The 26,337-nt window shown below is 70.2% G+C and carries 24 protein-coding genes; 7 read left to right on the top strand and 17 right to left on the bottom strand.

Annotation, left to right across the window (positions count from 1 at the left end; translation table 11 throughout):
* Positions 1 to 3: 3 nt before the first annotated feature.
* The 10 genes from ACMX37_RS07200 to ACMX37_RS07155 form a co-directional block, all read right to left on the bottom strand.
* On the bottom strand, positions 4 to 1,218 hold the full coding sequence (locus ACMX37_RS07200; protein WP_483148176.1) for a TIGR03087 family PEP-CTERM/XrtA system glycosyltransferase: 1,215 nt from the start codon (positions 1,216 to 1,218) through the stop codon (positions 4 to 6).
* The gene (locus tag ACMX37_RS07195) at positions 1,218 to 2,279 is read right to left on the bottom strand and encodes a FemAB family XrtA/PEP-CTERM system-associated protein (protein ID WP_483148175.1); all 1,062 of its coding nucleotides are present in this window, start codon (positions 2,277 to 2,279) and stop codon (positions 1,218 to 1,220) included. Before ACMX37_RS07195 ends, ACMX37_RS07200 begins: the two co-directional genes overlap by 1 nt.
* Entirely contained in the window at positions 2,276 to 3,199 is a 924-nt protein-coding gene (locus ACMX37_RS07190) for an XrtA system polysaccharide deacetylase (protein ID WP_483148174.1), read from the bottom strand. The genes ACMX37_RS07195 and ACMX37_RS07190 overlap by 4 nt, the downstream gene beginning before the upstream one ends.
* Before the next feature lie 4 nt (positions 3,200 to 3,203).
* Positions 3,204 to 4,364 carry an XrtA/PEP-CTERM system-associated ATPase gene (locus tag ACMX37_RS07185; protein ID WP_483148173.1) on the bottom strand — a complete coding sequence of 387 codons (1,161 nt, stop codon included), beginning with the start codon at positions 4,362 to 4,364 and terminating at the stop codon, positions 3,204 to 3,206.
* A gap of 14 nt (positions 4,365 to 4,378) precedes the next feature.
* Positions 4,379 to 6,025 carry a porin family protein gene (locus ACMX37_RS07180; RefSeq protein WP_483148172.1) on the bottom strand — a complete coding sequence of 549 codons (1,647 nt, stop codon included), beginning with the start codon at positions 6,023 to 6,025 and terminating at the stop codon, positions 4,379 to 4,381.
* 2 nt (positions 6,026 to 6,027) lie between these two features.
* Positions 6,028 to 7,017 (bottom strand): AAA family ATPase, encoded by a 990-nt coding sequence (locus ACMX37_RS07175; protein ID WP_483148171.1) that lies wholly within the window; start codon positions 7,015 to 7,017, stop codon positions 6,028 to 6,030.
* Positions 7,018 to 7,032: 15 nt separating this feature from the next.
* Complete coding sequence (locus ACMX37_RS07170) at positions 7,033 to 8,553, bottom strand: XrtA system polysaccharide chain length determinant (protein ID WP_483148170.1); 1,521 nt, start codon at positions 8,551 to 8,553, stop codon at positions 7,033 to 7,035.
* Positions 8,554 to 8,568: 15 nt separating this feature from the next.
* The gene (locus ACMX37_RS07165; RefSeq protein ID WP_483148169.1) at positions 8,569 to 9,210 is read right to left on the bottom strand and encodes an XrtA/PEP-CTERM system exopolysaccharide export protein; all 642 of its coding nucleotides are present in this window, start codon (positions 9,208 to 9,210) and stop codon (positions 8,569 to 8,571) included.
* A gap of 189 nt (positions 9,211 to 9,399) precedes the next feature.
* Positions 9,400 to 10,626 carry a pyridoxal-dependent decarboxylase, exosortase A system-associated gene (locus tag ACMX37_RS07160; RefSeq protein ID WP_483148168.1) on the bottom strand — a complete coding sequence of 409 codons (1,227 nt, stop codon included), beginning with the start codon at positions 10,624 to 10,626 and terminating at the stop codon, positions 9,400 to 9,402.
* The gene (locus ACMX37_RS07155) at positions 10,623 to 12,164 is read right to left on the bottom strand and encodes an acyl-CoA ligase (AMP-forming), exosortase A system-associated (protein WP_483148167.1); all 1,542 of its coding nucleotides are present in this window, start codon (positions 12,162 to 12,164) and stop codon (positions 10,623 to 10,625) included. The genes ACMX37_RS07160 and ACMX37_RS07155 overlap by 4 nt, the downstream gene beginning before the upstream one ends.
* A gap of 80 nt (positions 12,165 to 12,244) precedes the next feature.
* Between ACMX37_RS07155 and ACMX37_RS07150 the strand changes: the two genes are divergently transcribed.
* The 4 genes from ACMX37_RS07150 to ACMX37_RS07135 all read left to right on the top strand — a co-directional run bounded on the left by ACMX37_RS07150 (position 12,245) and on the right by ACMX37_RS07135 (position 15,059).
* Positions 12,245 to 13,159, top strand: coding sequence for a GNAT family N-acetyltransferase (locus ACMX37_RS07150; RefSeq protein ID WP_483148166.1), 915 nt, complete (start codon positions 12,245 to 12,247; stop codon positions 13,157 to 13,159).
* Positions 13,160 to 13,251: 92 nt separating this feature from the next.
* On the top strand, positions 13,252 to 13,548 hold the full coding sequence (locus ACMX37_RS07145; RefSeq protein WP_483148165.1) for an acyl carrier protein: 297 nt from the start codon (positions 13,252 to 13,254) through the stop codon (positions 13,546 to 13,548).
* Positions 13,549 to 13,635: 87 nt separating this feature from the next.
* Positions 13,636 to 14,271, top strand: coding sequence for an alpha/beta hydrolase family protein (locus ACMX37_RS07140; RefSeq protein WP_483148164.1), 636 nt, complete (start codon positions 13,636 to 13,638; stop codon positions 14,269 to 14,271).
* On the top strand, positions 14,268 to 15,059 hold the full coding sequence (locus ACMX37_RS07135; protein WP_483148163.1) for a hydrolase 1, exosortase A system-associated: 792 nt from the start codon (positions 14,268 to 14,270) through the stop codon (positions 15,057 to 15,059). Before ACMX37_RS07140 ends, ACMX37_RS07135 begins: the two co-directional genes overlap by 4 nt.
* Here ACMX37_RS07135 and ACMX37_RS07130 read toward each other — a convergent pair.
* The 7 genes from ACMX37_RS07130 to ACMX37_RS07100 form a co-directional block, all read right to left on the bottom strand.
* Positions 15,056 to 16,264, bottom strand: a complete 1,209-nt coding sequence (locus ACMX37_RS07130; RefSeq protein ID WP_483148162.1) for a class I SAM-dependent RNA methyltransferase — start codon at positions 16,262 to 16,264, stop codon at positions 15,056 to 15,058. The two genes, ACMX37_RS07135 and ACMX37_RS07130, sit on opposite strands and share 4 nt — an antisense overlap.
* Positions 16,261 to 17,652: an NAD(P)H-hydrate epimerase gene (locus tag ACMX37_RS07125; RefSeq protein WP_483148161.1), complete on the bottom strand. Its 1,392-nt coding sequence runs from the start codon at positions 17,650 to 17,652 to the stop codon at positions 16,261 to 16,263. The genes ACMX37_RS07130 and ACMX37_RS07125 overlap by 4 nt, the downstream gene beginning before the upstream one ends.
* On the bottom strand, positions 17,649 to 18,026 hold the full coding sequence (locus tag ACMX37_RS07120) for a hypothetical protein (protein WP_483148160.1): 378 nt from the start codon (positions 18,024 to 18,026) through the stop codon (positions 17,649 to 17,651). The genes ACMX37_RS07125 and ACMX37_RS07120 overlap by 4 nt, the downstream gene beginning before the upstream one ends.
* A complete protein-coding gene (gene ilvD / locus ACMX37_RS07115) occupies positions 18,013 to 19,734 on the bottom strand; it encodes a dihydroxy-acid dehydratase (protein ID WP_483148159.1) in 1,722 nt (573 codons plus the stop codon). The genes ACMX37_RS07120 and ilvD overlap by 14 nt, the downstream gene beginning before the upstream one ends.
* A gap of 41 nt (positions 19,735 to 19,775) precedes the next feature.
* Positions 19,776 to 20,492, bottom strand: coding sequence for an N-formylglutamate amidohydrolase (locus ACMX37_RS07110; RefSeq protein WP_483148158.1), 717 nt, complete (start codon positions 20,490 to 20,492; stop codon positions 19,776 to 19,778).
* A gap of 112 nt (positions 20,493 to 20,604) precedes the next feature.
* A complete protein-coding gene (locus tag ACMX37_RS07105) occupies positions 20,605 to 21,408 on the bottom strand; it encodes a 4-(cytidine 5'-diphospho)-2-C-methyl-D-erythritol kinase (RefSeq protein ID WP_483148157.1) in 804 nt (267 codons plus the stop codon).
* A gap of 10 nt (positions 21,409 to 21,418) precedes the next feature.
* Positions 21,419 to 23,068 carry an electron transfer flavoprotein-ubiquinone oxidoreductase gene (locus ACMX37_RS07100; RefSeq protein WP_483148156.1) on the bottom strand — a complete coding sequence of 550 codons (1,650 nt, stop codon included), beginning with the start codon at positions 23,066 to 23,068 and terminating at the stop codon, positions 21,419 to 21,421.
* Between the two features lie 125 nt (positions 23,069 to 23,193).
* Here ACMX37_RS07100 and ACMX37_RS07095 point away from each other — a divergent pair, with 125 nt between their 5' ends.
* The 3 genes from ACMX37_RS07095 to moaB are packed head-to-tail and all read left to right on the top strand — an operon-like array spanning position 23,194 to position 26,306.
* Positions 23,194 to 24,006, top strand: coding sequence for a hypothetical protein (locus tag ACMX37_RS07095; protein ID WP_483148155.1), 813 nt, complete (start codon positions 23,194 to 23,196; stop codon positions 24,004 to 24,006).
* Positions 24,006 to 25,760, top strand: coding sequence for a lytic transglycosylase domain-containing protein (locus tag ACMX37_RS07090; RefSeq protein WP_483148154.1), 1,755 nt, complete (start codon positions 24,006 to 24,008; stop codon positions 25,758 to 25,760). The genes ACMX37_RS07095 and ACMX37_RS07090 overlap by 1 nt, the downstream gene beginning before the upstream one ends.
* A 15-nt stretch (positions 25,761 to 25,775) precedes the next feature.
* The gene (gene moaB / locus ACMX37_RS07085) at positions 25,776 to 26,306 is read left to right on the top strand and encodes a molybdenum cofactor biosynthesis protein B (RefSeq protein WP_483148153.1); all 531 of its coding nucleotides are present in this window, start codon (positions 25,776 to 25,778) and stop codon (positions 26,304 to 26,306) included.
* The last annotated feature ends 31 nt before the right edge of the window (positions 26,307 to 26,337 follow it).

Genomic DNA, 26,337 nt, shown 5'->3' with positions numbered 1-26,337 from the left:
CGCTCACCTGCCCTGCCCCCAAGCCCTGCCGAGAAGCTCCGCCAGCGGCGCCGTCATCACCGCGTCCCATCCGTGATTCGAGAGCACGAAGCGGCGGGCGGCGGCGCCAATGCGCGGCCCCGCCCCGGGCTCGGCGAGCAGCGCGGCGATCCGCGCGGCCATGGCCTCCGGGTCGGGCGGGACGACGAGCCATTGCGCGCCGTCCTCGGCGGCGATGCCGGTCGCGGCCTCTGGGGTGAGGATGACGGGCCGCGCCATCGCCATCGCCTCGAGCACCTTGTTCTGCACCCCGCGCGCGATCAGAAGCGGAGCGAGCACCGCATCGGCGGCAGCAATGAAGGGGCGCACGTCCGCCACCGCGCCCCACACATGCATGCCGGGCGCGCCGTGGCGGGCCATCAGCGCCGCGGTCGGATTGCGGCCGACGACGTGGAACACCGCCTGCGGATGCGCGGCGCGCAGGCGCGGCAGGAGGGCGTCGATCACCCACAGCGCGGCCTGTTCGTTGGGGCGGTAATCCATCTGTCCGGTGAAGACGAAGTGCGGACCCGGCTGGCCCACGATCGCCGGGTGCGGGGCGGCGGCGGCGGGATCGAAGAAGGCGGCGTCGATGCCGTTGCCGATCACCTGCACATCGACCCGCCCCGGATCGGCGAGCCGCCTGCGATAGAGCGCCGCCTCTGCCCCGGAGATCAGGATCGTCGCGTTGGCGCGGCGTCCCAGACGCTCCTCCTCGGCGGCAAGCAGCCGCGCCTCGCGGGCGTTGAGCCACACGCGCTCGCCCGCGGCGGCGTAGGATTCGAACTTGGCGCTGTCGACATCGCACAGGTCGACGATGACGCGCCCCGCAAAGTCATCGGGGACGTATTGCCCCATCTGCCCGGAGAAGACGACGATCGCCTCGATCGCCTCGCGGGCGATGGTCGCGCGCACCCATTCGTTCAGTCGGCGGCTGTGGAAGGCGGTGAGGCTGACCGGCTTGCCCGAAAGCACCGCCTGCACCCCGGCAAGCGGCAGCGGCATGGTGCGCGCCACGACGCAAGCCGAGGCCGCCAAGGCGGCGAGCGCATCCTCGCCCCCGCCGTCCTCGTTCGCGAAGCAGCCGACATGGACCGGCCCGAGCCGCGCCAGCGCCTTCAGCAGGTGGTGCGAGCGGATGCGGTCGCCGCGATCGGGCGGAAAGGGCACGCGGTGGGCGAGGAAAAGGATGCCCCCCATCACGCCAGTCCGCGCGCGATCCACGGCCCCAGCGTGTTCGCCACCGGCAGCGGCAGCTTCTTCCACAATTCGATCTTGCGCGAATAGCTCGCGTCGGTGGGGTCGATGTTGCGCGCAGGCTGCCCCGGCGCGGTCCACCCCGCATAGGTGAGCGGCTGCGGCTCGAAGCCCCAGTTCTTCTTGAAGGCGAAGGGTCCGCTGCCCGTCTTCGAGCGCCCGAAATCGAAGCGGTCCATGCCCTGACGGCGGGCGTGGAGCATCAGCTCGTAATACATCACCTCGTTGGCCCGCGCCGCGCGCGCGGCGAAGATCCCGCCGCCCCAGAACGGCATGACCGCGCCCTCGTGGTAGAAGCTCAGCACGCTCGCCAGCGGGGTTTCGCCCTGCCACACGGTGAGGATGTCGCTGTTCTCGGAGAAGGCGTCGAGCATCGCGGCGAACAGCGTGCGCGGGAACACGGGGGTGCCGAGATTGCGCACGCTCGCGGCATAGCAGGCGTAGTGCGCCGCGAGATCGTCCCGCCCGCGGCCGATGGTGATGCGGTGGCCGAAGCCCAACCCCTTCCTCACCTCAGCCCTCGCCTTGCGGGGAATGGCGAGGAGTTCCGCCTCGTCGTCGGCGGCAAGCCCGCGTTCGAAACCGCAATGCTTGTCGGACCAGCTGTCCCAGCCTTCGGGCACCGGTCCGCCGCGCAGTTCGATCCCGGCAAAACCCCCGCGCATGGCATGGGCCTGCGCCGCCTCGGCAAGCGCGCGCGCGGCATCCTCGCTGGCAGCGATGATGCCGCCGCCGACCCCGAAGCCGCTCGACACCAGCGCCTTGCCGAACAGCGCCGAGCGCACCTCGGTCAGCGGCAGCCAGCCTGTCACCGTGCCGAGCCGTTCCGCCACGAACCCGGAGGCGCGCTGGCCGGTGCCGGCTTCCACGGCGCGCAGCCAGGCCGGGCGGTGGAACAGGCTCCCGCACGCCTCGGCGAGGAAGCCCTCGATCCGCCGCACCTCGCCCGCATCGCGGAAGTCGAGCGGTCGCAGCGTCGTCGCGGCCCTGACCGGCGCGTTCATTCCGCCGCCTCCGGCAGCACCAGATCCTCCGCTCTTGCCGCCTCGCGGTGGGCGACGAGGTCCATCCGGCCCCAGCGGAATTCGTGGACGAGCTCGCGCAGCTTGCCCGCCATCTTGGCGAGGCCCGTGTAGTGCCGGAAGCGCGAACGCAGCGGCGCATGGCCGACGCGGGGCTGGTCGGGATCGACCTCCCAGGGGTGGAAATAGAACACCGCCGGGCGCCGGTCGCGGCGGTTCACCTGCCGGATCGCCCAGCGCGAAAAGCCATAGGGCAGCACCCGGAAGAAGCCCCCTCCCCCCGCCGCCACGCGCCGGCCGCCGAGGATCGCGGTGGTCACGGGGATCTCGATCATCGAGGACCACGGCAGCGGGCGGAAGGTGAAGCGCGGCGCTTCGGGCCAGCCATAATGATCGTGCACGACCGGCGCCACGCTGGAGGAATAGGCATAGCCCTGCTCGGCCAGCTCGGCGAAGGCCCAGGGAGTGCGGTGATCGATCGAGAAGCTCGGCGCGCGGTAGCCGGTCACGGCTACGCCCGCGCAGTCCTCGATGATCGCACGCGCCTTGCGGATATCCTCGGCGAATTCCCTGCGGCTGAAGGTGAAGACCCGCGCATGGTCATAGCCGTGGCTGGCGATCTCGTGCCCGGCATCGACGATGCGGCGGATCATGTTGGGATGACGCCCGGCGACCCAGCCCAGCGTGAAGAAGGTCGCGGTGACATCGGCCTCGGCGAAGAGGTCGATCACGCGGTAGACATTGTCCTCCACGCGGGTCTTGATCGAATCCCACTCGCCGCGCGCGATCACGTTCTCGAAGGCGCCGACCTGGAACCAGTCCTCGACATCGACCGACAGGCCGTTGACGATTCCGGGGGCGGCAGACGCGATGCCGGAGGGATCGGGAAAGGGAGCGTTCATGGCCTCAGGCGGCCCTGCGCGACGGGTCTTCCTCGAGCCACTCGATCAGCATGGTGAGCACGTGGCGGAAGGATTGCTCCTGCTCCTCGAGCCGCGCCTCGATCCGCTCGAGCGCGGCGGCGAGACGGGCTTCGGCAAGGGCTGCATCCTCCGGCGAGACGCCCTCGCCCGGTGCCGGACGCTGGCCGAGGCCGGCCGCCTGCAATTCGCCGATCGCCGCTTCGAGCTCGGCGGTGCGGGCATCGCGCTCGGCGAGCAGCGCGGCGACCTCGGTCGCGGGCAGGCTGCCCTGCGGCGCGGCGGCGGCGGCGGGCGCGCTGCGCAGGTCGCTGCCGGCGCGCGCGCCGCGGTTCTGGTCGGCGGCCATTTCGGCGATCACGTCGTCGAGCATGCCGAGGCTGAGCTCGCCGCGCTCCTCGATCGCGCCGAGCAGCAGCAGGCGGTTCATCACCTGGTTCACCCGGCGCGGAATGCCGCCGGTCTGACGATAGAGCGCATCGAGCAGCCCCGCCTCGAAGCCGGGGCGGCCGTTCCACCCGACATGGGCGAGGCGGTGGCAGACATAGTCCTCGACCTCCGAGGCATCGAGCGCCTCGAGGTGGTGCGAGGCGATGATCCGCTGGCGCAGCTGTTCGAGCCCGGGGTGATGGGCCACGGTGCGCCGGAACTCGGGCTGGCCGAGCAGCAGGCTCTGGAGCAGCGGGTGCGAGCCGAGCTGGAAGTTCGACAGCATCCGCAGTTCCTCGAGCGCGGTCAGCTCGAGGTTCTGGCACTCGTCCACCACCAGCAGGCAGCGGCGACCGGCGCGGGCCTCGTCCTGGAGGAAACGCTCGATCGCGCCCAGCGCGCCGGCCTTGTCGTGGCCCTCGACCGCAAGGCCGAAGGCCTGCGCTACGACATGCACGATCTCCGCCCCGTCGAGCGCCGAGGTGACAACCTGCGCCACGGTGAGCGCCGCCGGGTCGATCCGCTCCATCAGGTGCGCGACCAGAGTCGACTTGCCCGCGCCCACCTCGCCGGTGATGACGATGAAGCCCTCGCCCTGGCCGAGGCCGTAGCCGAGATAGCTCATCGCCTTCCGGTGGCTGATGCTCTCGAAGTAGAATTGCGGATCGGGGGTCAGCTGGAAGGGGCGCCCGCTGAAGCCGTAGAACTGTTCGTACATGAGCCGCTTACCCCTCAGAAATTGTAGCGCAGGCCGACCAGCGCGGTGGCGAATGCGAAATCCTGGGCGGTGAACTCGCTGTCGAAGTAATCGACCGCGATCGCCGCCCGGCCCACGAGACGCTGCGTGATCGACTGGTTGTAGGCGAAGGTGCCGCCTACGGCTGTGACGTTGTCGTTGGCCCCCGCCCCGTCGAACCAGTTGACATAGGCGTTGGTGGTGATGTTCGCGGCCTGCCCGATCTCGCGGGTGAGACCGCCGATGACGTAATAGGTCTCGTCGGTCAGCCCGTTAACCGGCGCGAGCGCCGTGCCCGCCGCCGCGATAAAGGTGCGCCGGTCGTAGCCCGCGCCGAGCGCCGCGGTGGTGCGGCCCATGATGCGCTGGTAGGAGGCGCGCACGCCGCGGCCGCGGAACGCCGCCGAGCGGGTCGAACCGAGGCCCCCGATCACCGATTGCCCCTCGGTGCCGGTCACGAGGCCGCCGAAATCGCCGGTCACGGGATTGCGGATCGCCTGGAAGTCGCTGTCGAGCCCCGCGAGCGCGTTGTTCAGCACCCCGCCGAAGCCGCTCACCCCGTCATAGGCCGAAAGCGCGAAGGCGCTGCGCTGGCTCGGGACATAGGTGAAGGTGCCGTAATAGGTGGTCGAATCGTAACGCCGTCCGACCGCCGCCTGGAGGTTGGTGCGCGACGAGGGGCGCCACAGCACGCCCACGTCCCACAGCAGCCCGTCGACATCGAAGGCGATCCGGCGCGGCGCGGTGGGATCGGTGACGAAGCGGCCGTCGGCGCCGATCACCGGGTTGCCGTTCGCATCGCGCACCGCATCGCGGCTTGAGATCTCGACATCCTCGTAGCCCGCACCCGCCACCAGCGCGAGGCTGGGCGAGAGCGGCACGGTCACGTCGCCGCGCACGTAGAGATCGCGCACGCGCTGGTCGAGGTTGCCGATGTCCTCCTGGAAGCCGCCCGCGGTTACCGCAAGGCCGACCGGCAGCACCGTGTCGGGGCGCACCCCGGCGCGCAGCTGGCCGAGATAGGTGACGCTGTCGTCGAACACGTCGACGCTGTTTCCCGCCTGGGTGACTAGCGCGTTGTCGGCCTCGAAGCGGTTGTAGCCGATGCGGCCCACGCCCTGCACGTCGACAGCGCCGACGCGGGTGTTGAGGCTCGGCCCGGCATAGGCGGAATAGATGCGGCTCTCGGCATCCTCACGGACCAGCGGGTTGGCGCTGGTGCCGCCGCCGGCATCGATCCGGGTGCGCGAGGCCAGACCGCCGGCCTCAAGGCTCAGCGTGTTGGGGACGAGCGACAGCGTGGTGCGCGCGATGCCGCTGATCGTGTCGCTGTCGATGCTGTCGTCGCCGTAGCCGATGTTGCGCTCGTAGCGCAGCGAGACCGCCGCGCCGCTGTTGCGGCCCTGGACGTTGATGTCCACGCCCGCCGCGATCTGGGTGAAGGTGACGACATCGTTGCCCGGGCTAAGCTCGGCCGAGACGACCTGGCCGACCTCGATATAGGGCTGGACCACGCGGTTCGACCGCTGGCCGGGGGTGCCGCCCCCCTGCCCCTGGCCCTGATTCTGGGCGATGGCCGGTGCGCCGCCCGCCGCCGCAAGGACGGCGACGATCAGCCCGGCTGCGAGGAAGCGGGGACGCATTCTCATTTCCCCTTTGATCCATAGGAGCCGAAGCGCCGGCCCGAGGGGCTGTAGCGCGCGGCATTGAGAAGCAGCTTGATGTCGCCGCAGGCCGAAAGCAGCTGCTGCGCATCCTCGAGCGCGGCGCGGCTGGTCTCGTCGGCGCGCACCACCAGCAGCGCCTGGCCGACATGCTGGGCGAGTTCGGCGGCGGGCGAGGCGGCGAGCGCGGGCGGCGTGTCGAAGATCACGATCCGCTCGCCCGCCCCGGCGGTGAGGCGGTCCAGCACCTCGGCGGTGCGGGTGCTGGCGAGCCATTCGGCATCGCGCGCGCTGGCAGTGCCGGCGGGGAGCACGAACAGGCCCTCGATATCGGTGCGGATCACGAGGCTCTCGGGCAGGATCGAGGGATCGGCGAGCGCGTCCATCAACCCCTGCTCGGCTTCGATCCCGAGCCGCGCGGTGACGCTCGGCTTGACCACGTCGGCATCGACCAGCAGCACCTCGATCCCCCGCTCGGCGGCGAGCGCGATGGCGAGGTTGGTCGCGCAATAGGTCTTGCCCTCGCCCGGATGGGGCGAGCAGACGAGGATGCGGCGCGACAGCGCGCTCTCGTCGGCGCGGGCATCGGCGAGCAGCTCGCGCTTGACGATGCGGAACTCCTCGAGAAGGCCGGTCACCGGGTCCTCGGGGACGATCAGCCCGCCGTCGCGCAGGTGATCGCGGTCAATCGCGGCACGGGGGCCGCAGAAGGCGACGGCCTGCGGGGCTGGACGGGCCGGGGTGGCATTCTGCGCTGGCGCGGGGGCACCCTGAGCTTGCGGCGCGGCCGCCGGGGCGGGTGCAGGCGCGGCGGGGCGGCGCAGGCCGTGGGGAACAGGCGGCACATCCAGCGGCACGGGCGGCAGCTTCACCCCCGATGCACGCGGATCGAGGCCATAGGCCGCATCCGCCCGCTCGAACAGCGATGCCGGCCTTGCGCCCTCGCGGTTGATCTTGCCCTGATCGGTCATCGTCTTTTCCCGTCCTCAGGCCGTCGTCCCGACCGAGACGATCTCGATCGCGAGCAGGATCACGAACATCGCACCAAGACCCGCACAGGCCCCGGCGAACTGCTTGAGCCGCCGCCGCTCGATCACCCGCGCGGCATCGGAAACGGTCAGCGAGATCGCGCCGATCACCGGCAGATCGAAGGCGCGTTCGAGCTTCTGCGGCGTTGCGAAGCTCGACTTGAGCTGGCCCATCGCATAGGCCGCCGCCACCCCCGCGCCGAGCCCGACCACCAGCACACCGAGCAGCAGCAGCGGCCGGTTGGGCGCGGCGGGCTTCTGCGGCACGGTGGGCTGCTGGATGATATCGAAGCGGAACTGGCTGGCCTTGTCCTCGACCTTGCCGCGGGTGCGCAGCGCCTCGCGGTCCTGGAGCAGCTTCTCGTAGTTCTGGCGCAGCACGTCGTAGTCGCGGCTGATGCGGTTGGCCTCGGCGGCGACGGCGGGCTCGCTCGCCTGGCTCGCCATCAGCGCGGCGAAATTGCTCTGGAGCGCGGCGCGGCGCGCCTGGAGCGCCTCGACGCTGGCCTGCCGTTCGGACCGGATCGCGATCAGCGAGGCATAGGCGGGGTTGGGCGTGCCGCCCGCATCCTCGCCCGCCCCTGCGGCCTGCTTGGCGAGCAGCGCCACCTGCCGGGTCATCGCGACGATGTCGGGGTGGCTGTCGGTCAGCCCGCGCGCGCGCAGTTCGGCGAGCTGGGTCTGGGCCTGGAGCAGCGCGGCGCGCGGACCGCTGGCCTGCGGGCCGCCCGCAAGCGCGCGCGGGGTGCTGGCGAGCTGGGCGGAGATCGCCGCCAGCCCGCTTTCCGCCGCCGCCAGATCGGCATCGACATTGCGAAGCTCGGTGCGCGCCTGCTGAACCTTGTTCGACAGGCTCTCCGAACCGCCGACGAGATCGGGATACTGCGCCTCGAAGGCAAGGCGGCGCTGTTCGGCCTGTTCGAGCTCGAGCTTGCGCTCGTCGAGCTGGCGGTCGAGATCGCCGATCGCGGTGCTGATCCCGGTGCGGTTGCCGATCACGTGCTCCTCGCGCAGGATGTCGAGCAGCTTCTGCACCACATCGCGCGCCAGCACCGCGTTCTCGGCGTCGCCAAGGTCGCCACGGCCGATCTCGGCGGTGATCTCGAACAGGTTGTCCTGCTCGCTCGTCACCTTCACCTTCTTCTCCAGCTCGGCGATCGCGGCATCGAGCGCGCCGCGCTCGGTGATGCCCTCGCCGAGGCGCGTGGAGGTGATGACCTTCTCGAGGTTCTTGGCGCTCGAGAGCGTCTGGCGCACGCGCATGATCTCTTCCTTGCCGTCACCGGCAATACCGAGCTGCTTGGAGAGCACGTCCTGCACGTCGACATAGACGCGGGCCTTGGATTCGTACTTGTTGGGGATCATCGCGATCACCAGCCAGCCCAGCAGGCACACGCCCCAGGCGGTCGCGATCGCGATCCAGCGCCGGTGCCAGACCGACCACAGCGCGGCGCGCAACTCGTCGAAGATCTCGCTCATGCCCCCGCGTGCCCCTTAGAACCGGCTTTCGGGAATGATGATGGTGTCGCCGGGCTTGAGCATGACGTTGGCGCTGGAATCGCCTTTGCGGATGAGATCGGACAGGCGCAGGCGGTATTCGATCTGCGTGCCCTTCTCGCGGTCGAGACGGATCAGCTTGGCGCGGTTTCCGGCGGCGAACTCGCCCAGACCGCCGACCGCGATCATCGCGTCGAGCGCGGTCATGTTGGCGCGGAACGGCAGCGAGGCCGGCTGCGGGGTCGCGCCGATGACGCGCACCTGCTGGGTGAAGTTGCCTTCCGGCGTGTTGACGATCACCGAGACGATCGGCTGCTCGATATACTTCGACAGCTCGCCGGCGATGTAGTCCTGCAGCTGGGTCGCGGTCTTGCCCACGGCGGGGATGTCCTGGACCAGCGGGATGGTGAGGCGCCCGTCGGGGCGCACGCGCACCTTGTCGGCGCTCAGTTCGGGGTTGCGCCAGACATGGATGGTGATCTCGTCGAGCGGGCCGATGGTGTATTCCTCGGACGGCGCGACCGAACCGTCGCCGTAGCTCGCCGGGGGCAGCTGCTTGCCCCCGCCCGCACAGGCCCCGAGCAGGGCCGAAGCGAGCCCGAGAGCCGCGAGGTGCTTGAGAGGCGGACGATGCAACATCGGTAATGGATCCTTGGCCGTTCCTGGGGGGGGCCCCGTTAACCCGCAGGAGCGACCTGCGACACGAAAGCGCCCGGATATCGGGGCTCTTGTCGCCGGAAATGGTGAACATCTGGTTAGTTATACAGCGCCAAAACCGGCCCCATCCCGGATCGGGACAGCGCCCTTTCGGGAGTTAACAACGCGGGTTCAGACGAGCATTTCCGCAGCCGGACCGTGGCCCAGAAAGGCGCTCGGGGAGGCGCTCGCGCCATAGGCCCCGGCGCAGAACACCGCGACCAGATCGCCGACCTCGGCGCGGGGCATCATGGCATTGTCGGCAAGCCGGTCGAGCGGGGTGCACAGGCAGCCGACGATGTTCACTTCCTCCGTCGGCTCCGCCCCGTAACGCGTTGCAATGGCGGAAGGATAGTTGCGGCGCACCACGGTGCCGAAATTTCCCGAAGCGGCGAGCTGGTGGTGGAGCCCCCCGTCGGTGACGAGGAAGATCGCCCCGTGGCTCTCCTTGCGGTCGATCACGCGGCAGAGATAGACCCCCGCCTCGCCCACGAGGTAGCGGCCGAGCTCCATGCACAGCTCGGTATCGGCCAGTTCGGGCGGCAGGTCCGCGACCCGCTCCGCCAGCGCCGTGCCGACCCGCGGCAGGTCGACCGGGGTGTCACCCGGGAAATAGGGTATGCCGAGCCCGCCGCCCATGTTGAGCTTGGGACAGGCATGGCCGATCGCGCCCGTCAGTTCGGCGGCGAGCGCGAGGACGTTCGCCTGCGCCTCGATGATCGCATCGGCGGAGAGGGTCTGGCTGCCGGTGAAGATGTGCAGGCCCCGCCACTCGGCCCCTGCGGCGATGAGGTGGCGGGCAAGCGCCGGAACGCGCTCGGCATCGACGCCGAACTGCTTGGCCCCGCCGCCCATCTTCATGCCGGAACCGGTCATCACGAAGGAGGGATTGACGCGGATCGCGATGCGCGGGCGCACACCCAGACGCTCGCCGATCGCCAAAGCCCGCGCGCCCTCGCCCTCGCTCTCGCAGTTGAGCGTCACGCCGGCGCGGATCGCGGCTTCCAGCTCGTCGTCGCGCTTGCCCGGGCCGGCAAAGCTGATGCGGCGCGGGTCGATGCCCACGGCGATGCACAGCGCCAGCTCGCCCGCCGAGGCGATGTCGAAGCCGTCCACGAGCGGTGCCATGTGGCCGATCACCGCGAGATGGGGGTTGGCCTTGACCGCGAAATTGACTCCGACGCGCGCCGGCAGGGCCGCACGCAGCGCCGCCACCCGGGTATCGAGATGGGCGCGCGAATAGACGAACAGCGGTGTGCGCCCGGCTTCGGCGACAAGCTGGCTTGCGCGGCGTCCGCCGATGGCGAGTTCGCCTGCGATCGTCTCGTAACCGGCAGGGATCGGGCCGACGGGCTTCATTCGCCGAATTCCTCGTTGAGTTGGCTCTGCAAGGCGGTGCGGTCGATCTTGCCGTTCGGGTTGAGCGGCATGGCCTCGCGCCAGTGGATCTGCTGGGGCTGCATGAAATTGGGCAGGTCGCGCTGGAGCCGCTTCGTCAGCTCCTCGCCCCCCGCCGCATCGCCGCGCACGACCAGATGCACCGCCTGACCCAAACGCGCGTGCGGCACGCCGAGCGCCACCGCCTCGGCGACGAGACCGGTGGCGAGCGCGGCCTCCTCGATCTCCTGCGGGCTGATGCGGTTGCCCGCGCTCTTGATCATCGCGTCGCGCCGACCGGCGAAGTAGAGCAGCCCCTGCGCGTCGCGCTTCACCCGGTCGCCCGAGAACACCGCCATTCCGCCATAGGTGGAGGCCGACGGCGCGGGCTTGAAGCGTTCCGCCGTACGCTCCGGGTCCTGCCAGTAGCCCTGCGCCACCAGCGGACCGCAGTGGACCAGCTCGCCCTCTTCGCCATCGGCGGCGATCTCGCCCGCATCGTTCACGACGAGGATCTCGGCGAAGGGGATCGCCTTGCCCATTGAGGTCGGGTGGGTGTCGACCAGCGCGGGATCGAGATAGGTCGAGCGGAAGGCCTCGGTCAGGCCATACATCGGGAACAGCTGCGCCGCGGGGAACATGCCGCGCAGGGACCGCACCAGATCGGTCGTCAGCGCCCCGCCGCTATTGGTGAGCCGTCGCAGCGGCTTGCGCGCCTCCTCGGGCCAGTCGGTCTCCGTAAGCTGCACCCACAGGGGCGGCACCGCGGCAAGGGTCGTCACCCCATGCCTGGCGCAGGCCTTGGCGACATCCTTGGGGAACAGGAAATCGAGCGGCACCACACAGCCGCCCGCATACCATGTGCTCAGAAGCTGGTTCTGCCCGTAATCGAACGACAGCGGCAGCACGGCGAGCGTCACGTCGTCGTCCGCAAGGCCGAGGTAATGCGCCACGCTCACCGCACCCAGCCACATGTTGGCATGGCTCAGCATCACCCCCTTGGGGCGGCCGGTGGAGCCGCTGGTGTAAAGGATCGCCGCAAGCTCGGAAGGATCGGCCTCGGAGGGTGGCAGTTCCACCCCCGCCGCCTCGGCCGCTGCCAACGCCTCGGTCTCGCCCAGCGCCGCGCAGCCCGGGGGCAGATCGCCCGGCTCCAGCCCGGCAAGCCGCGAGCCCGTGCCGATCAGCAGCTTCGCTCCGCTGTCGGCGAGGATATGCGCCACCTGCGCGCGCTTCAGGAGCGGATTGACCGGCACATGCACCAGCCCCGCCCGCGCCGCGGCGAGCGGAAGGAGGCAGGTCAGCTCGCCCTTCGCGGCCCAGCTCGCCACCCGCGCGCCCTTCTCCGGCACCATCCGAGCCAGCCATCCGGCGAGCAGAGCAACACGCTGTCTTAACCGGTTGTGGTTAAGCGTGCCCTCGCGCAGCACCAGTGCCGGTGCCTCGCCACGCCCCGCCGCCACCGCCAGTTCGGCGAGGCTGTCGAGCGGACGCGGGAGAGGATCGGGAAGCTGCGGCATGATCGGGAGTGTTCTTTCAGGTGATCGAAGCGCGGTATCACGATAGCGTTAACGTCTTGCAAGCGCTGACTGCGCAAGGCGTGGCCGCGCCCTTCGACCGGGCGGAGTGGTTCGCGCTGCTCGCCGAGACCGGCCTCGTTCCCCTGATCGCGATGGCGGGCGACGGGGCCGATACCGCCGCTCTCGCCCTCACGGAGGCGGACGGGCGAATCACGCCCTTGCGCAACTGGTACAGCTTCACCTGGCGCGAACTCGCCCCGGCGGGTCCGGCGGGCGAGCGCCTGCTGGTCGCGATCGCCCGGCAGCTCAAGCAGCGCGGGTGGCGGGTCACGCTCGAACCCGTGCCCGGCGAGGACGGATCGGCGACACGCCTCGCCCGCGCCTTCCGCACCGCCGGCTGGCAGGTCGCGGTCGAGCCCTGCGACATCAACCACATCCTGCCAGTCAAGGGCCGCACCTTCGCCGAATACTGGGACAGCCGCCCCGGTCCCTTGCGCACCACGCTGAAGCGCAAGGCGAAGAAGGTCGAGACCGAGGTGCTGACCCGCTTCGATCCACAGGTCTGGGCCGATTACGAGGCAATCTACGCCGCCAGCTGGAAGCCGGCCGAAGACCAGCCCGCGATGCTGCGCGCCTTCGCCGAGGCCGAGGGCGCCGCCGGGCGGCTGCGTCTGGGGGTGGCGCGCGCCGACGGCGTGGCGGTCGCGGCGCAGGTCTGGACCGTCGAGAATTCCATCGCCTACATCCACAAGCTCGCGCATCTCGAAAGCCACAAGAACCTCTCCGCCGGCACCACGCTGACCGCGGCGCTGTTCGAGCACGTGATCGACACCGACAGGGTCGCGCTGGTCGATTTCGGCACCGGCGACCAAAGCTACAAGGCCGACTGGATGGAGGAGGTGCGGGAACGTTTCCGCATCGATTGTCTTGCTCCGGCACGCCCGCAGAGCTGGCTCCCGCTCGCCAAGCGGTGGCTGCGGCGCGCGGTGGGCTGACGCCTGCTCCCGCGCGCGGGCAATGCTTGCACGCGGCCCTGCGCATGGCTAAGCCCCGCCGCCACGGCCTGCAACAGGGATTTTGGGCACTGATGACCACCTCTTCGAACCTCGACAGCGACGCCGCAGGCAGCGCAATCGACAGCGAACTCAAGGCCCTGATCGCCGACGTGCTGGGCCTCGATCCGGCGCAGGCGGCGGGCTTCGGGCCGGACTCGGGGCTGTTCGGCCACTTGCCCGAACTGGATTCGATGGCGGTCGCAGGGCTGCTCACCGAGATGGAGGACCGGCTCGGCATCGTGATCGAGGATGACGACGTCGACGGCGAGATGCTGGAAACCTATGGCGGCCTCTTCGCCTTCGCCCGCGCGAAGCTCGAGGCGCGCTGACCTGCCGCCCGCCCCCTTCCGAGATCGCTCAGCGTGATTTCCACGTGGACCATTACGGCTGCCGGGGGGGCTGATACGGCCGAGGAAATGCTCCTCGCCTTCGACCGGGGCCGGACGCAGCGTGTGCTCGTCTGCCCCGCCTGGTTCGACGAGGCGAACAAGCTCCGGCGCTTCACGGTGGAGGTGATGCGGCGGTTCGATGCGGCCGGGATCGACAGCCTGCTGCCCGACCTGCCGGGCTGCAACGAGAGCACCGTCCCGCTTCAGGATCAGACGCTTGCAGGCTGGAGCGAAGCAATGGCGACAGCGGCGCAGCACCTCGGCGCAACCCATGTGCTGGCGATCCGCGCGGGCGCCCTGATCGCGCCTGCGAACCTTCCCGGCTGGCACTATGCCGCACAATCTGGCCCGAAACTGCTGCGCGGCATGATCCGCGCGCGCACCATCGCCGCGCGCGAGGCGGGAATCGCCGAGACTTCCGAAGGCCTGATGGACGAGGGCCGTGCGCGCGGGCTGGTGCTCGGCGGCTGGGCCATAGGGCCGGCGATGTTCGCCGCGCTGGAGAGCGCCGAGCCCGCCCTCGCCCCCGGCCAGTCCGACATTGCCCAGGCGCAGGTCGGCGGCCCCGGGCTGTGGCTGCGCGCCGAGCCCGACGAGGACGCAGGCCAGGCCGATCGTCTTGCTGCCCTGATCGTCCAGAACCTCGCGGATTCAGGCGCGTGACCCGCCTTTCCCACACCTTCGGCTGCGGCAGCCTGATGCTCGCCGGCACGCTCGACACCGCGCCGGGCACCACCGGCCTTTTGATCGTCAGCGGCGGCAACGAGATCCGTAGCGGGGCCTTCGGCGGGCAGGCCGACATGGCCGCGCGTATCGCGGCAGCAGGCTTCCCCGTCTTCCGCTTCGACCGCCGCGGGATCGGCGACAGCGAGGGCGATAACCGGGGTTTCCGTCATTCGGCCAAGGACATAGGTGCCGCACTCGACGCCTTCCGGGCGATGGCCCCGCAGGTCTCGCGGGTGGTGGCCTTCGGCAATTGCGACGCCGCCTCGGCGCTAATGCTGGCCAAGGGCGCCGGGTGCGACGGGCTGGTGCTCTCGAACCCGTGGACCATCGAGAGCGACGGCGACGGCATGGCGACGAACGGTACCCCGCCCCCGGCCGCAATCCGCGCGCGCTATCTAGAGAAGCTCACGAACCCGCGCGAAATCATGCGCTTGCTCGGCGGAGGTGTGGATCTACGCAAACTCGCGCGCGGACTGGTTCACGCCGTCAGCCCGCCCCCGCCGCCCTCGAGCCTCGCGCAGGACATGGCGGCGGGTCTCGCGCAATTCGCCGGCCCGGTGCGCATCCTGCTCGCCACCGCCGACCGGACCGCGCAGGTCTTCGAGAGCGCGTGGGACCGCAGCGACGCGCGCATCCGCCGCTGCGAGGGCGCGGGCCATGCCTATGTCGAGCCCGCGCACCGCGCATGGCTCGAGGCGCAACTCGTCGAAATGCTGCGCGCCTAGCGTTCGAACAGGCTGACCAGTTCGACATGGTTCGACCAGCGGAACTGGCCGACCGGGCGCAGCTTCGCGAGCCGGAAGCCCGCTCCCGCCAGCACGGCCGCATCTCGCGCCCAGCTTGACGGATTGCAGCTGACGTAGACCACCCGCGACAGCGTGCTGGCCGCGATTTCGGCCACCTGCGCCCGCGAACCGGCGCGCGGGGGATCGAGCAGCACCGCGTCGAAGCGGTTCAGTTCGGCCGGCTGTAGCGGGGCGCGGAACAGGTCGCGGTGAAGCGCGAGCACCTGCCCGCCGCTGCGCGCGCCCGCCGCCTTGCACGCCAGGTGCGCTGCCTGATCGGCCTCGACCGCCAGCACCTTGCGAGTTTCATGGCCCTTGGCGCGCAGGCCGAAGGCGAAAGTGCCCAGCCCCGCGAAGAGATCGGCCACCATGCGGGCATCGCCCAGCCATTCCGCCGCGTCGGCGACCATGCGGCTCTCGGCGTCCTGTGTCGCCTGGAGGAAGGCGCCCGGCGGCAGGCCGACGGGCACGCCGGCGAGGGTCACCGTCACCGGCTCGGGCTCCCAGACCGTCTCGGCCCCGTAGCCCTGATCGAAGGAAAGGCGCGCAAGCCCCTGTTCGCGGGCGAAATCCAGCGCCGCCTCGGTGGGGCCAAGGCCCTCCAGCGGGAAGTGCGCAAGGCTCGCCTCCACCCCCTGATCGGCCAGCGTGAGGTCGATCCCGACCATCGCCTTGGGCCCATGCGCCGCGACGAAGGCCCGCAGCGGCGCGATCAGCGCGGCGAGCTGCGGGTGAAGCACCGGGCACTCGGCAAGATCGACGATGCGGTGCGCCCCGCCCTCGCGATAGCCGAGCACCGCCCCCTTCGCCGTCCGCAGCCCGTGCAGCCCGGCGCGGCGGCGGGTGTGCGGGGGCGAGAGGTGGACGGGCAGCACCTCGCCCGCCTCCAGCCCCTGCCCGCGCGCTGCATTGACCACCCGGTCCGTGACGAAATCGCCGAGCGCGGCATCGTCGGCATGTTGCAACTGGCACCCGCCGCAATGCGCGAAATGGCGGCAGGCCGGCGCTATGTGGTGCGGACCGGGCGTGACCTCGCCCGCCTCGTCCACCAGATCGCCCGGCACCGCGCCTGCGACATGGCGGCCGGAGGGGGTGACGCCGTCGCCCTTGGCGGCGAGGCGGAGGATCTGTTCGGTGCTGCTCACAGGGAGGCCGCTAGCGCCTCGGGCACCCTTTCGGCAAGCTGCGAGGGTGTGAAGGCGGCTCCTGCCCGCCGCGCCGCCTCGCCGTGGAGCCAGACGGCCTCGCAGGCCGCCGCGAAGGGATCGCTGCCCGCAGCCATGCGGCTCGCGGCGATCCCCGCCAGCACGTCCCCGGTGCCCGCGACCGACAGCCAGCTCGGGGCCGGCGGCGCGAGCGCAAGGCGGCCGTCTGGGGCTGCGACGCAGGTGTCGGGGCCCTTGGCGAGCACCACCATGCCGCTGACCCTTGCGAGGGCCAGCGCCCGGGCGCGGCGTCCTTCGGCGATCACCCCGAAGCTGCGGCACAGGGCCTCGAGCTCGCTATCATGGGGCGTGGCGAGGATCGGCTTGCCCTCGGGGAGCAGCGCCGGGGCCAGCAGCACCAGCGCATCGGCGTCGATCACCAGCGCTCGCGCGTGCTTCAATGCCGCCGCAAGGGCATCGCGCGCGGGATCATCCCGCCCCAGTCCCGGCCCGACCAGCACCGCCGCCATGCGGGAGTCGGCAAGCGCCTCCGCCAGCGGGGCGCTGTCGGTCACCACGTCGGGAGGCGTGCGGGGATCGGGGCTTGCGGCGAGGAGCTTCACATAGCCCGCCCCTGCATGCTGCGCCGCCATCGCCGCCAGCAGGCTCGCCCCCGGCATCGCGCCAGCCACGATGCCGAGCAACCCGCGACGATACTTGTGGCTGTCGGCCGCAGGCGGAGCGAGGTGCGGCCGCCCGATCAGCTGCGCGGCGCCCTCGACGCCCGCGATCCCGATCGGCACGAGCCGCATCTGCCCCATCAGCGCGCGGCCCGGCAGGCTCCAGTGCGCGAATTTCCATGCCCCGAGCGCGAGGGTCAGGTCGAAGGCCGGCAGCCGCTCGCCCAGCACCGCGCCACTGTCACTGGCGATGCCCGAAGGCACGTCCACCGCGACCCGGTAGCGGTGGCGCGCGGCCAGATCGCGCAGCAGCAGCGCGTGCTCGGGCACCAGCGGGCGGGCGAGCCCGGAGCCGAACAGGCAGTCGACGAAGACCTCGCCCGGCCCCTTCGTCGCCCCGCTGGCGACCGGTCCGCCCCAGCGGCGCCGCGCCTCGCGGGCGGCATCGGTCGCGGGGTCGAGCGGGGCGATCACGGTGACGGCATTGCCGCTCTCGCGCAGGCGACGGGCGATGACATAGCCGTCGCCGCCATTGTTGCCCGGGCCGCACAGCACGGTGACGCTCCGGCCTGCAGCCACGCGGCGAATCCACTCCGCCGCACCGCCCGCGGCGATCTCCATCAGCTCGGAAACGCTCGTGCCGGCATCGAACAGCGCCTGCTCGGCGGCGCGCATCTCGGAGGCGGTAAGGACTTGCGCGGCGCTCACGAGGCGTTGAGGAGCGCGAGCGGGATGCGGTAGCGATCGCCCGCGATGCTGAACTGCACCGCATCCTGCGCGCCCTGCTCCATCACCACCGGCTCGGCCCCGTCGCGGGTGGCGAGCGCGCCGCTGGCGGGATCGCGGGTCAGCCGCCGGAAACCGCCGTCGGGATGGTAGAGGATGATCTCCGAGGTCCCCGCGACGCGCTCGACGAAGCAGCCCGGGGATAGCGAGGCGCCCGCCCCGATGGCGCAGGTCATCACCGCGCCCGAGGGCGAGGCCGAGGCGGAGGCCGCCGGCGAAGGAGGCGCGTCGCTGTCGGACCCGCAGGCCGTGAGCAGCGCCGCCAGGGGCAGGACAGTCGCGCTAGATGTCCGCAAACACATGGGTCTCCGCCTTCGCGCCGGGATGCGTGATCGCCCCGTAGCGCGCCTGTCCGACGACCTGTTGATAGCGCCAAAGCGCGCCCGACTGATAGTCGTTGGTGCGGGGCTGCCACGATTCGAGACGCTTGGCGAGCACCTCTGCGGGCACTTCGAGCTCGATCCTGCCGGTCTCGGCGTCGATGGAGATGATGTCGCCGTTCTCGACCAGCGCGATCGGGCCGCCGTCGGCGGCCTCGGGGCAGACGTGGCCGATGCAGAAGCCCCGCGTCGCGCCCGAGAAGCGCCCGTCGGTGATCAGCGCCACCTTCTCGCCCATGCCCTGCCCGTAGAGCGCGGCGGTGGTGGAGAGCATTTCGCGCATCCCGGGACCGCCCTTGGGCCCTTCGTAGCGGATGACGATCACGCAGCCCTCGGCGATGTCGCGGCTCTCGACGGCGGCGAAGGCGTCCTCCTCGCAGTCGAACACCCGCGCCGGGCCGGAGAACTGGAGGCGCGCCATGCCCGCGACCTTCACGATCGCGCCATCGGGGGCGAGGCTGCCCTTGAGGCCGACGACACCGCCTGTAGGGGTGATGGGGTTCTTCACATCGTAGAAGACCTTCTGGTCGGGGTTCCAGGTGATCTCCTCGAGGTTCTCGCCGATGGTCTTGCCGGTGACGGTGATCGGGTTCGGGTCGATGAAGCCGCCGTCGAGCAGCGTCTTCATCGCCATGTAGACCCCGCCCGCCTCGTGCATGTCCTTGGCGACATACTTCCCGCCGGGCTTCAAGTCCGCGATATAGGGCGTTGATTTGAAGACCTCGGCAACGTCAAACAGATCGAAGTCGATGCCGCATTCGTTGGCCATAGCGGGCAGGTGGAGTGCGGCATTGGTCGAGCCGCCGGTGGCCGCGACCACGCGGGCGGCGTTCATGAAGGCCTCGCGGGTGCAGATGTCGCGCGGGCGCAGGTTGCGGGCGACGAGCTCCATCACCTGGCGACCGGCCGCGACCGCGATATCGTCACGCGACCTGTAAGGAGCGGGCGCCATGTTACTGTTCGGCAGGGACAATCCAATCGCCTCGCCGACGCAGGCCATGGTGTTGGCGGTGAACTGGCCGCCGCAGGCGCCATGGCCGGGGCAGGCGACTTTCTCGAGCGCGATCAACTCGGTCAGCGGGCAATTGCCGGCAGCGAACTGGCCCACGGCCTCGAACACGTCGACCACAGTCACGTCGTTGCCGCGATGGGTGCCGGGGAGGATCGAGCCGCCATAGACGAAAATGGAAGGCACGTTCAGCCGCAGCATCGCCATCATCATGCCGGGCAGGCTCTTGTCGCAGCCCGCAAAGCCGACAAGCGCATCATAACAATGGCCTCGGACCGAAACCTCGATCGAATCCGCGATGATCTCGCGGCTGATCAGCGAGGATTTCATGCCCTGGTGGCCCATCGCGATGCCGTCGGTGACGGTGATGGTGTTGAACCGGCGGGGGGTGCCGCCGCCGGCGATCACGCCCTCGCGGCAGATATCGGCCTGCGCGTTCAGCGTCGTGTTGCAGGGGGCCGAATCGTTGCCAGCGCTGACCACCCCCACGAAGGGCCGCGCGATCTCCTCCTCGGTCATGCCCATCGCGTAGTAGTAGGAGCGGTGCGGCGCGCGCTCCGGCCCGACCGAGACGTGGCGGCTGGGGAGCTTCGACTTGTCAAACTTCTGCGACATAAGATTTCCCGATGAAGGCGATTTGCGACACGCCCTTGCCCTCAGGTGAGCGCCGACGCAACCCTTTGCGCAATTTTCGCCAACAGCGCGGCCCAGCGGGCGTGGTCGGCGGGAGTGGCGGTCAGGTCCTGCCTGAGCTCGATGCCGAGATAGGCGCGGCCCTCTGCCTCGGCGTGGCGGTTCATGGTGTAGTTGAGGTCGCGCCCCGAATAGGGGAGGTTGTCGCCGACCATCAGCCCCTCGGCTTCGAGCAGCGGGATGGCGATGCGCGCGGCGCGCTCGTCCCGGTTGTAGAGCACCCCCACCTGCCACGGCCGCGCGGCGTCCGAGGTTTCGAGGCGCGGTGTGAAGGAGTGGAGCGAGAGGATCAGCGCCGGTTGCGCGGCCTCCAGCCACGCGGCCAGCGCCGTGTGGTATGGGCGGTGGAAGCGGTCGAGGCGCTCCTCGCGGGACGCGCCGATATTGCCGGGGATGAGGTGCCCGTCGCTCGCTTCGGGGACAAGGCCGGGCGCGTCCTCCTCGCGGTTGAGATCGCAGACCAGGCGGCTGACGGCGGCGATGTGGGCGGGGATGGCGTGGTCGCGGGCGAGGATTTCCGCGATGGCCTCGGTGCCGATGTCGAGGGCGATGTGCTCGTGGAGCAGGTGCGCGGGGATGCCGAGGTTGATGTCGGCGGGCACGGTATTGGAGGCATGGTCGGCGACGAGCACGATGCCGCCGGGGACGGGCGTGCCGAGCTGGCAGAAGACTTCGTTCATGCCCCCACCTCCGTTCGCCCTGAGCTTGTCGAAGGGCCGTCCTTCACTTCGGCCGCAGGAAAGAAGAAGTGCGGTGCTTCGACAAGCTCAGCACGAACGGAGATTTGCGTGCTCACCGCAGCCGCCCTGTCATGGTCCACCAGCCCTCCGGCATGGCCGCCGCCGCCGCGTCGCGGGCCTCCGGCGTGTCGTAGAGCGCAAAGCAGGTCGCGCCCGAACCGGACATGCGGGCGAGCCATGGGTCGGTGTCGGCCAGCGCGGCCAGCACCTCGGCGATCGCCGGGCACAGGGATACGGCGGGCGCTTCGAGATCATTGCGCCCTTCCCGCGCGATCCGGCTGGCGGAGCCCGACGGGAGCGCGCCCCTGTCCTCCCCGTCCCACGCCTTGAACACGGGCCCTGTGCTGAGCGGCACGCGCGGGTTGACCAGCAGGACGGGGGTGCCGGCGAGGTCGTCTTCGACCGCAAGCTGCTCGGTGCCGGTGCCGAGGCCGATATGGGTGCGGCTGAGGACGCAGGCGGGCACATCCGCGCCAAGTTTTGCCGCGCGCGCCTGCCAGTCCTCCGGCAAGCCGTACAGCGCCTCGACCATGCGAAACACCGCCCCCGCATCCGCCGACCCGCCGCCGAGGCCAGCCGCGACGGGGAGGTTCTTTTCGAGGGTCACCGCAAGGCCCTGAGAGCGCGGGAGGGCGCCCAATGCGCGGGCCACCAGATTGTCGAAGGGATTGTCGAGCACCCCCGCGAACTCGCCCAGCGTGGTGACGCTATCCTGCGCGGCAAGCGTCGCCGTCAGGACATCGCCCGCATCGACGAAAGCGAACAGGGTTTCGAGCTCGTGATACCCGTCCTCCCGCCGTCTCCTGACATGCAGCGCGAGGTTGATCTTGGCGTAGGCGGTTTCGGCGAGGGTCAAAGCCCTCGCCTCACATATTCGGATAGTTCGGTCCGCCGCCGCCTTCCGGCGTCACCCAGTTGATGTTCTGGTTGGGGTCCTTGATGTCGCAGGTCTTGCAGTGGACGCAATTCTGCGAGTTGATCTGGAACTTGGGCTCGCCGGTCTTCTCGTCCACCAGCCATTCGTAGACCCCCGCCGGGCAGTAGCGCGCCGAGGGCCCGCCGAAGACGCCGAGTTCGCTCGCCTTCTGGAGTTCCAGGTCCTTCACCTGCAGGTGGCAGGGCTGGTCCTCGGCGTGGTTGGTGTAGCTGTAGGCGACGTTGGTGAGGCGGTCGAAGGTGATGACGCCATCTGGCTTGGGGTAGTCGATCTTCGGGTAGAGATCGGCGCGGCCGGTCATCTCGTAGTCGCGGTGGTGCTTCATCGAGATGGGCAGGCCGATCTTCAGCGTGCGCATCCACATGTCGATGCCCGCGAGCGCAGTGCCGATGTCGCCGCCGTACTTGGCGACCGCGGGCTGGGCGTTCTGGACCAGCTTCAGCTCGGTCGCGATCCAGCTGGAGCGCACCGCGGCGTCATAGTCCATCAGCTCGGTCTTTTCGTGACCGGCAGCAATCGCCGCCGCGATGCTCTCGGCCGCCAGCATCCCGCTCTTCATCGCGGTGTGGCTGCCCTTGATGCGCGGCACGTTGACGAAGCCCGCCGCGCAGCCGATCAGCGCGCCTCCGGGGAAGGCGAGCTTGGGCACCGACTGCCAGCCGCCCTCGTTGATCGCGCGCGCGCCGTAGCTCACGCGCTTGCCGCCTTCGAGATATTCGCGGATCGCCGGGTGCTGCTTCCAGCGCTGAAATTCCTGATAGGGCGAGACCCAGGGGTTCTTGTAATCGAGCGCGGTCACGAAGCCCAATGCCACCTGCCCGTTCGCCTGATGGTAGAGGAAGCCCCCGCCCCAGCTCTCGCTTTCCGACAGCGGCCAGCCCTGCGTGTGGATCACGCGGCCCGGCTTGTGCTTCTTGGGATCGATGTCCCACAATTCCTTGATGCCGAGGCCGTAGACCTGCGGCTGGCAGTTCGCCTCGAGGTCGTACTTCGCCTTCATCCGCTTGGTGAGGTTCCCGCGCGCGCCTTCGGCAAAGAGCGTGTACTTGGCGTGGATCTCCATGCCGGGCTGGTAGTCGCCCTTGTGGCTGCCGTCCGCCGCCACGCCCATGTCCTGCGTGATGACGCCCGCGACCGCGCCGTTCTCGTCGATCATCACGTCCGCCGCCGGGAAGCCGGGGAAGACCATCACGCCCAGCCCCTCGGCCTGTTCGGCGAGCCAGCGGGTGAGGTTGCCGAGCGAGCCGGTGTAGCAGCCGTGGTTGCTCATCAGCGGCGGCATGATCGCGTGCGGGAGCGAGGTCTTGCCGGTCTTGGAGAGCACCCAGTGCCAGTTGTCGGTCACCGGGGTCTCGGCCATCGGGCAGCCCTGTTCGCGCCAGTCGGGCAGCAGTTCGTCGAGCGCCTTGGGATCGACCACCGCCCCCGACAGGATGTGCGCACCGATCTCCGAGCCCTTCTCGAGCACGATCACTTCCAGTTCCGGATTGATCTGCTTCAGCCGGATCGCCGCCGACAGACCCGCCGGACCGCCGCCGACGATGACGACGTCGCAGGGCATCGATTCACGTTCGCTCATGGGGATTCCTGATCCTTGTTGGTTTTTGCCGCGCGGGCCGCACAGTCTGGCGATATGCCTTGTCCGTCCACTTGCTAACGGGGACAGGGACAGTCAAGACCCGCATTGGATAGCAAGACCCCCCGATGAGTTGGCCCGACCCCTCCCTAGCGCGCGAATGCGAAGCGGCGCTCGCCTGGTGGCACTTGGCCGGGGTCGATCACGACTTCGCCGATGACGCTACGGCGTGGTTGGGAGAAGCCGCTCCCGCCGCAGCAGGACAGGCCGAGGTCGCGGGTCAGGCTGCCGCAGCGCGGGCCGCCCCGGGCGATCACCGCCCGGTTGCGGACAAGCCGGGCCGCCACGCCGCCCCCGCGCCGGAAACGCCCCCTGCGCCCGCCGCGCCGCGCCGCAACCCGCTGGGCGATTCGCCCCCCGCCGACCTCGCCGCCTTCCGCCAGTGGTGGATGGAGGCACCCGACGCGGGCCTCGCGCGCGGTGCCCCCCGCGTGCCGCCGCGCGGGCCAGCGGGCGCAGCGCTGATGGTGCTCGTCCCCCAGCCCGAGGAAGGAGACCGCGAGGTGCTGATGAACGGGCCGCAGGGGCGGTTGCTCGCCAACATCCTCGCCGCGATGGGCCTGGACGAGAGCGCAGTCTACATCGCCGCGGCCCTGCCCTCGGTCATGCCGATGGCCGATCTGGCGGCGCTGGCGGCCGGCGGCCTGGACATGGTCACCGCCCATCATGTCGGCCTCGTCGCCCCTGCCCGCGTGCTCGCCTTCGGCACCGGCCTCGCGCCGATGCTGGGATTTGTTAACCGTGATGATTCAAGCGGGAATAACCATGACAATGTTAACCGACCGGTCATCATGAGCGAAACGCTCGAAGCCCTGATGGAAAGCCCCCGGCTCAAGGCCCGGTTCTGGCGGAGATGGATCGAATGGTCGGCCACACATTGATGCGCAAGGCAGTGCTTCTGGCAGGACTGGCGCTGGCGGCGACGGCAGCGGCGTCGCCGGCTGCGGCGCAATCGGGCGATCTGGTCGCGCGCTGGAACGGCGCGGTGCCGGGCGAGCGCGCGCTCTCCGCCGTCCTCGCTCCGGAGGAGCGCGAGCATTACCGCCAGCTCTTCGCCGCGATCGACACCGAGCAATGGGGCCTCGTCGAGAGCCTGCTGGCCCAGCGGCCCGCCGGCGTGCTGACACAGATCGCCCGCGCCGAATACTACACCCACGCCAAGAGCCCCAAAATCTCCGCCGAGCAGATCGCCGCATGGTTCAGCGCCGGCACTGATCTGCCCCAGGCCGAACAGCTCGCCCGCATGGGCGCCAAGCGCGGCCTGACGACCCTGCCGCCGATCCCGGGCGAACAGGGCTTCGCGCGCCAGCCCTATGCGCCCAAGCGCATCCTGCCGCGCACCGTGAACGACGGCACCATGCCGCCCGCCACCGCGACCGCGATCCTCGCGGCGATCAAGGCCGACAATCCGGGCGAGGCCCAGCGGCTGCTCGCCGAGGTCGACTGGCAGCTTTCGGGTGATGCCCGCGCCGAATGGCGCCAGCGCGTGGCGTGGAGCCACTATATCGAGAACAACGACAACGCCGCGCTCGAACTGGCGCGCACCGTCGCCGAAGGCACCGGCGCATGGGTGGCCGAGGGCGCCTGGGTCGAGGGCCTTGCCGCATGGCGCATGGGCCACTGCTCGCTCGCGGGCGAGGCGTTCGCGCGGGTCGCCGCGATCGCCTCCAACGTCGAACTCGCCGCCGCAGGGCACTACTGGGCCGCGCGCGCGGCGGTGCGCTGCCGCGAGCCGGGGCAGGCGCAGCAGCACCTTTCCGCAGCCGCGCGGATGGACGAGACGCTCTACGGGATGCTCGCCGCCGACCAGCTCGGGATCGAGCTGCCCCAGCACGCCCCGCCCGTGCCGATGAGCCGCGAGGACTGGAGCCAGCTTCAGCAGCGCCCCAATGTCCGCGTCGCCGCCGCGCTGATCGAGATCGGCCGGCCCTCGCTCGCCGACGAGGTGCTGCGCCACGAGGCGAAGATCGGTCCGGCCTACCAGTATGGCGCCCTCGCCCGCCTTGCGCGCGAACTGGGCCTGCCCTCGACCCAGCTGTTCATGGCGCACAACGCCCCCTACGGCACCAGCAGCGACCCCTCCCTTCGCTTTCCGGTCGCCTATTGGCAGCCGGTGGGCGGGTGGCAGGTCGACCCGGCGCTGGCCTTCGCCCATGCGCTGCAGGAATCGAACTTCCGGGCGGCCGCCGTCAGCCCCGCCAATGCCCGGGGCCTGATGCAGATCATGCCGGCGGCTGCCAAGGACCATTCCGGGCGCCTCAACCTCGGGATGAGTTATGCGGACCTCAACGATCCGCAGGTCAACCTCGCCTATGGCCAGCGCCATCTCGAGATGCTGCGCGACCATCCCGCAACGGGCGGCGCGCTGCCCAAGATCATGGCGGCCTACAACGCGGGCCTCGTGCCGGTCGGGCGCTGGAATGGCGAGATCAACGACCAGGGCGATCCGCTGCTGTGGATGGAATCGATCCCCTATTGGGAAACCCGGGGCTATGTCGCGATCGTGATGCGCAATTACTGGATGTACGAGCGCGCCGCCGGGGTCCCCTCGCAGAGCCGCCGCGCGCTTGCGCAAGGGCGCTGGCCCGAATTCCCGCGGGCTGCTACGACCCGTTCGGCACGGTTGGAGCCGTAGCGGGGAGCGGGCAAAGTGGCGATTGACGAAACGCGCGAATTCAAGCCTATAAACATCGCTGTTCTCACCGTTTCCGACACTCGCACGCCCGCGACCGACACCTCGGGCGACATTCTCGCAAGCCGAGTGACCGGCGCCGGGCATCATCTAGCCGCCCGCACCATCGTGAAGGACGATGCCGCGCTCCTTGCCGCGCAGTTCGAGGCCTGGATCGAGGATCCCGCCATCGACGCGGTGGTCAGCACCGGGGGCACCGGCCTCACGGGCCGCGACGTGACCCCCGAGGCGCTCGCCCGGATCGAAGGCGCGCGCGAAATCCCCGGCTTCGGCGAGCTGTTCCGCTGGCTGAGCTTCAAGTCCATCGGCACCAGCACGGTGCAATCGCGCGCGATGGCCGTGGTGGCACGGGGAACCTACATTTTCGCCCTCCCCGGATCGAACGGTGCGGTGAAGGACGGCTGGGACGGGATCCTCGCCGAGCAGCTCGACAGCCGCAACCGGCCGTGCAACTTCGTCGAGCTGATGCCGCGGCTGCGCGAAGTCTGACCCGGGTTCATTGCGCGCCCGTCGCTATGTC

It is taken from the genome of Porphyrobacter sp. THAI-01a (assembly GCF_056868655.1).
Note: the sequence above shows the minus strand (reverse complement) of the source record. Positions and strands in the feature narration are given on the sequence as shown.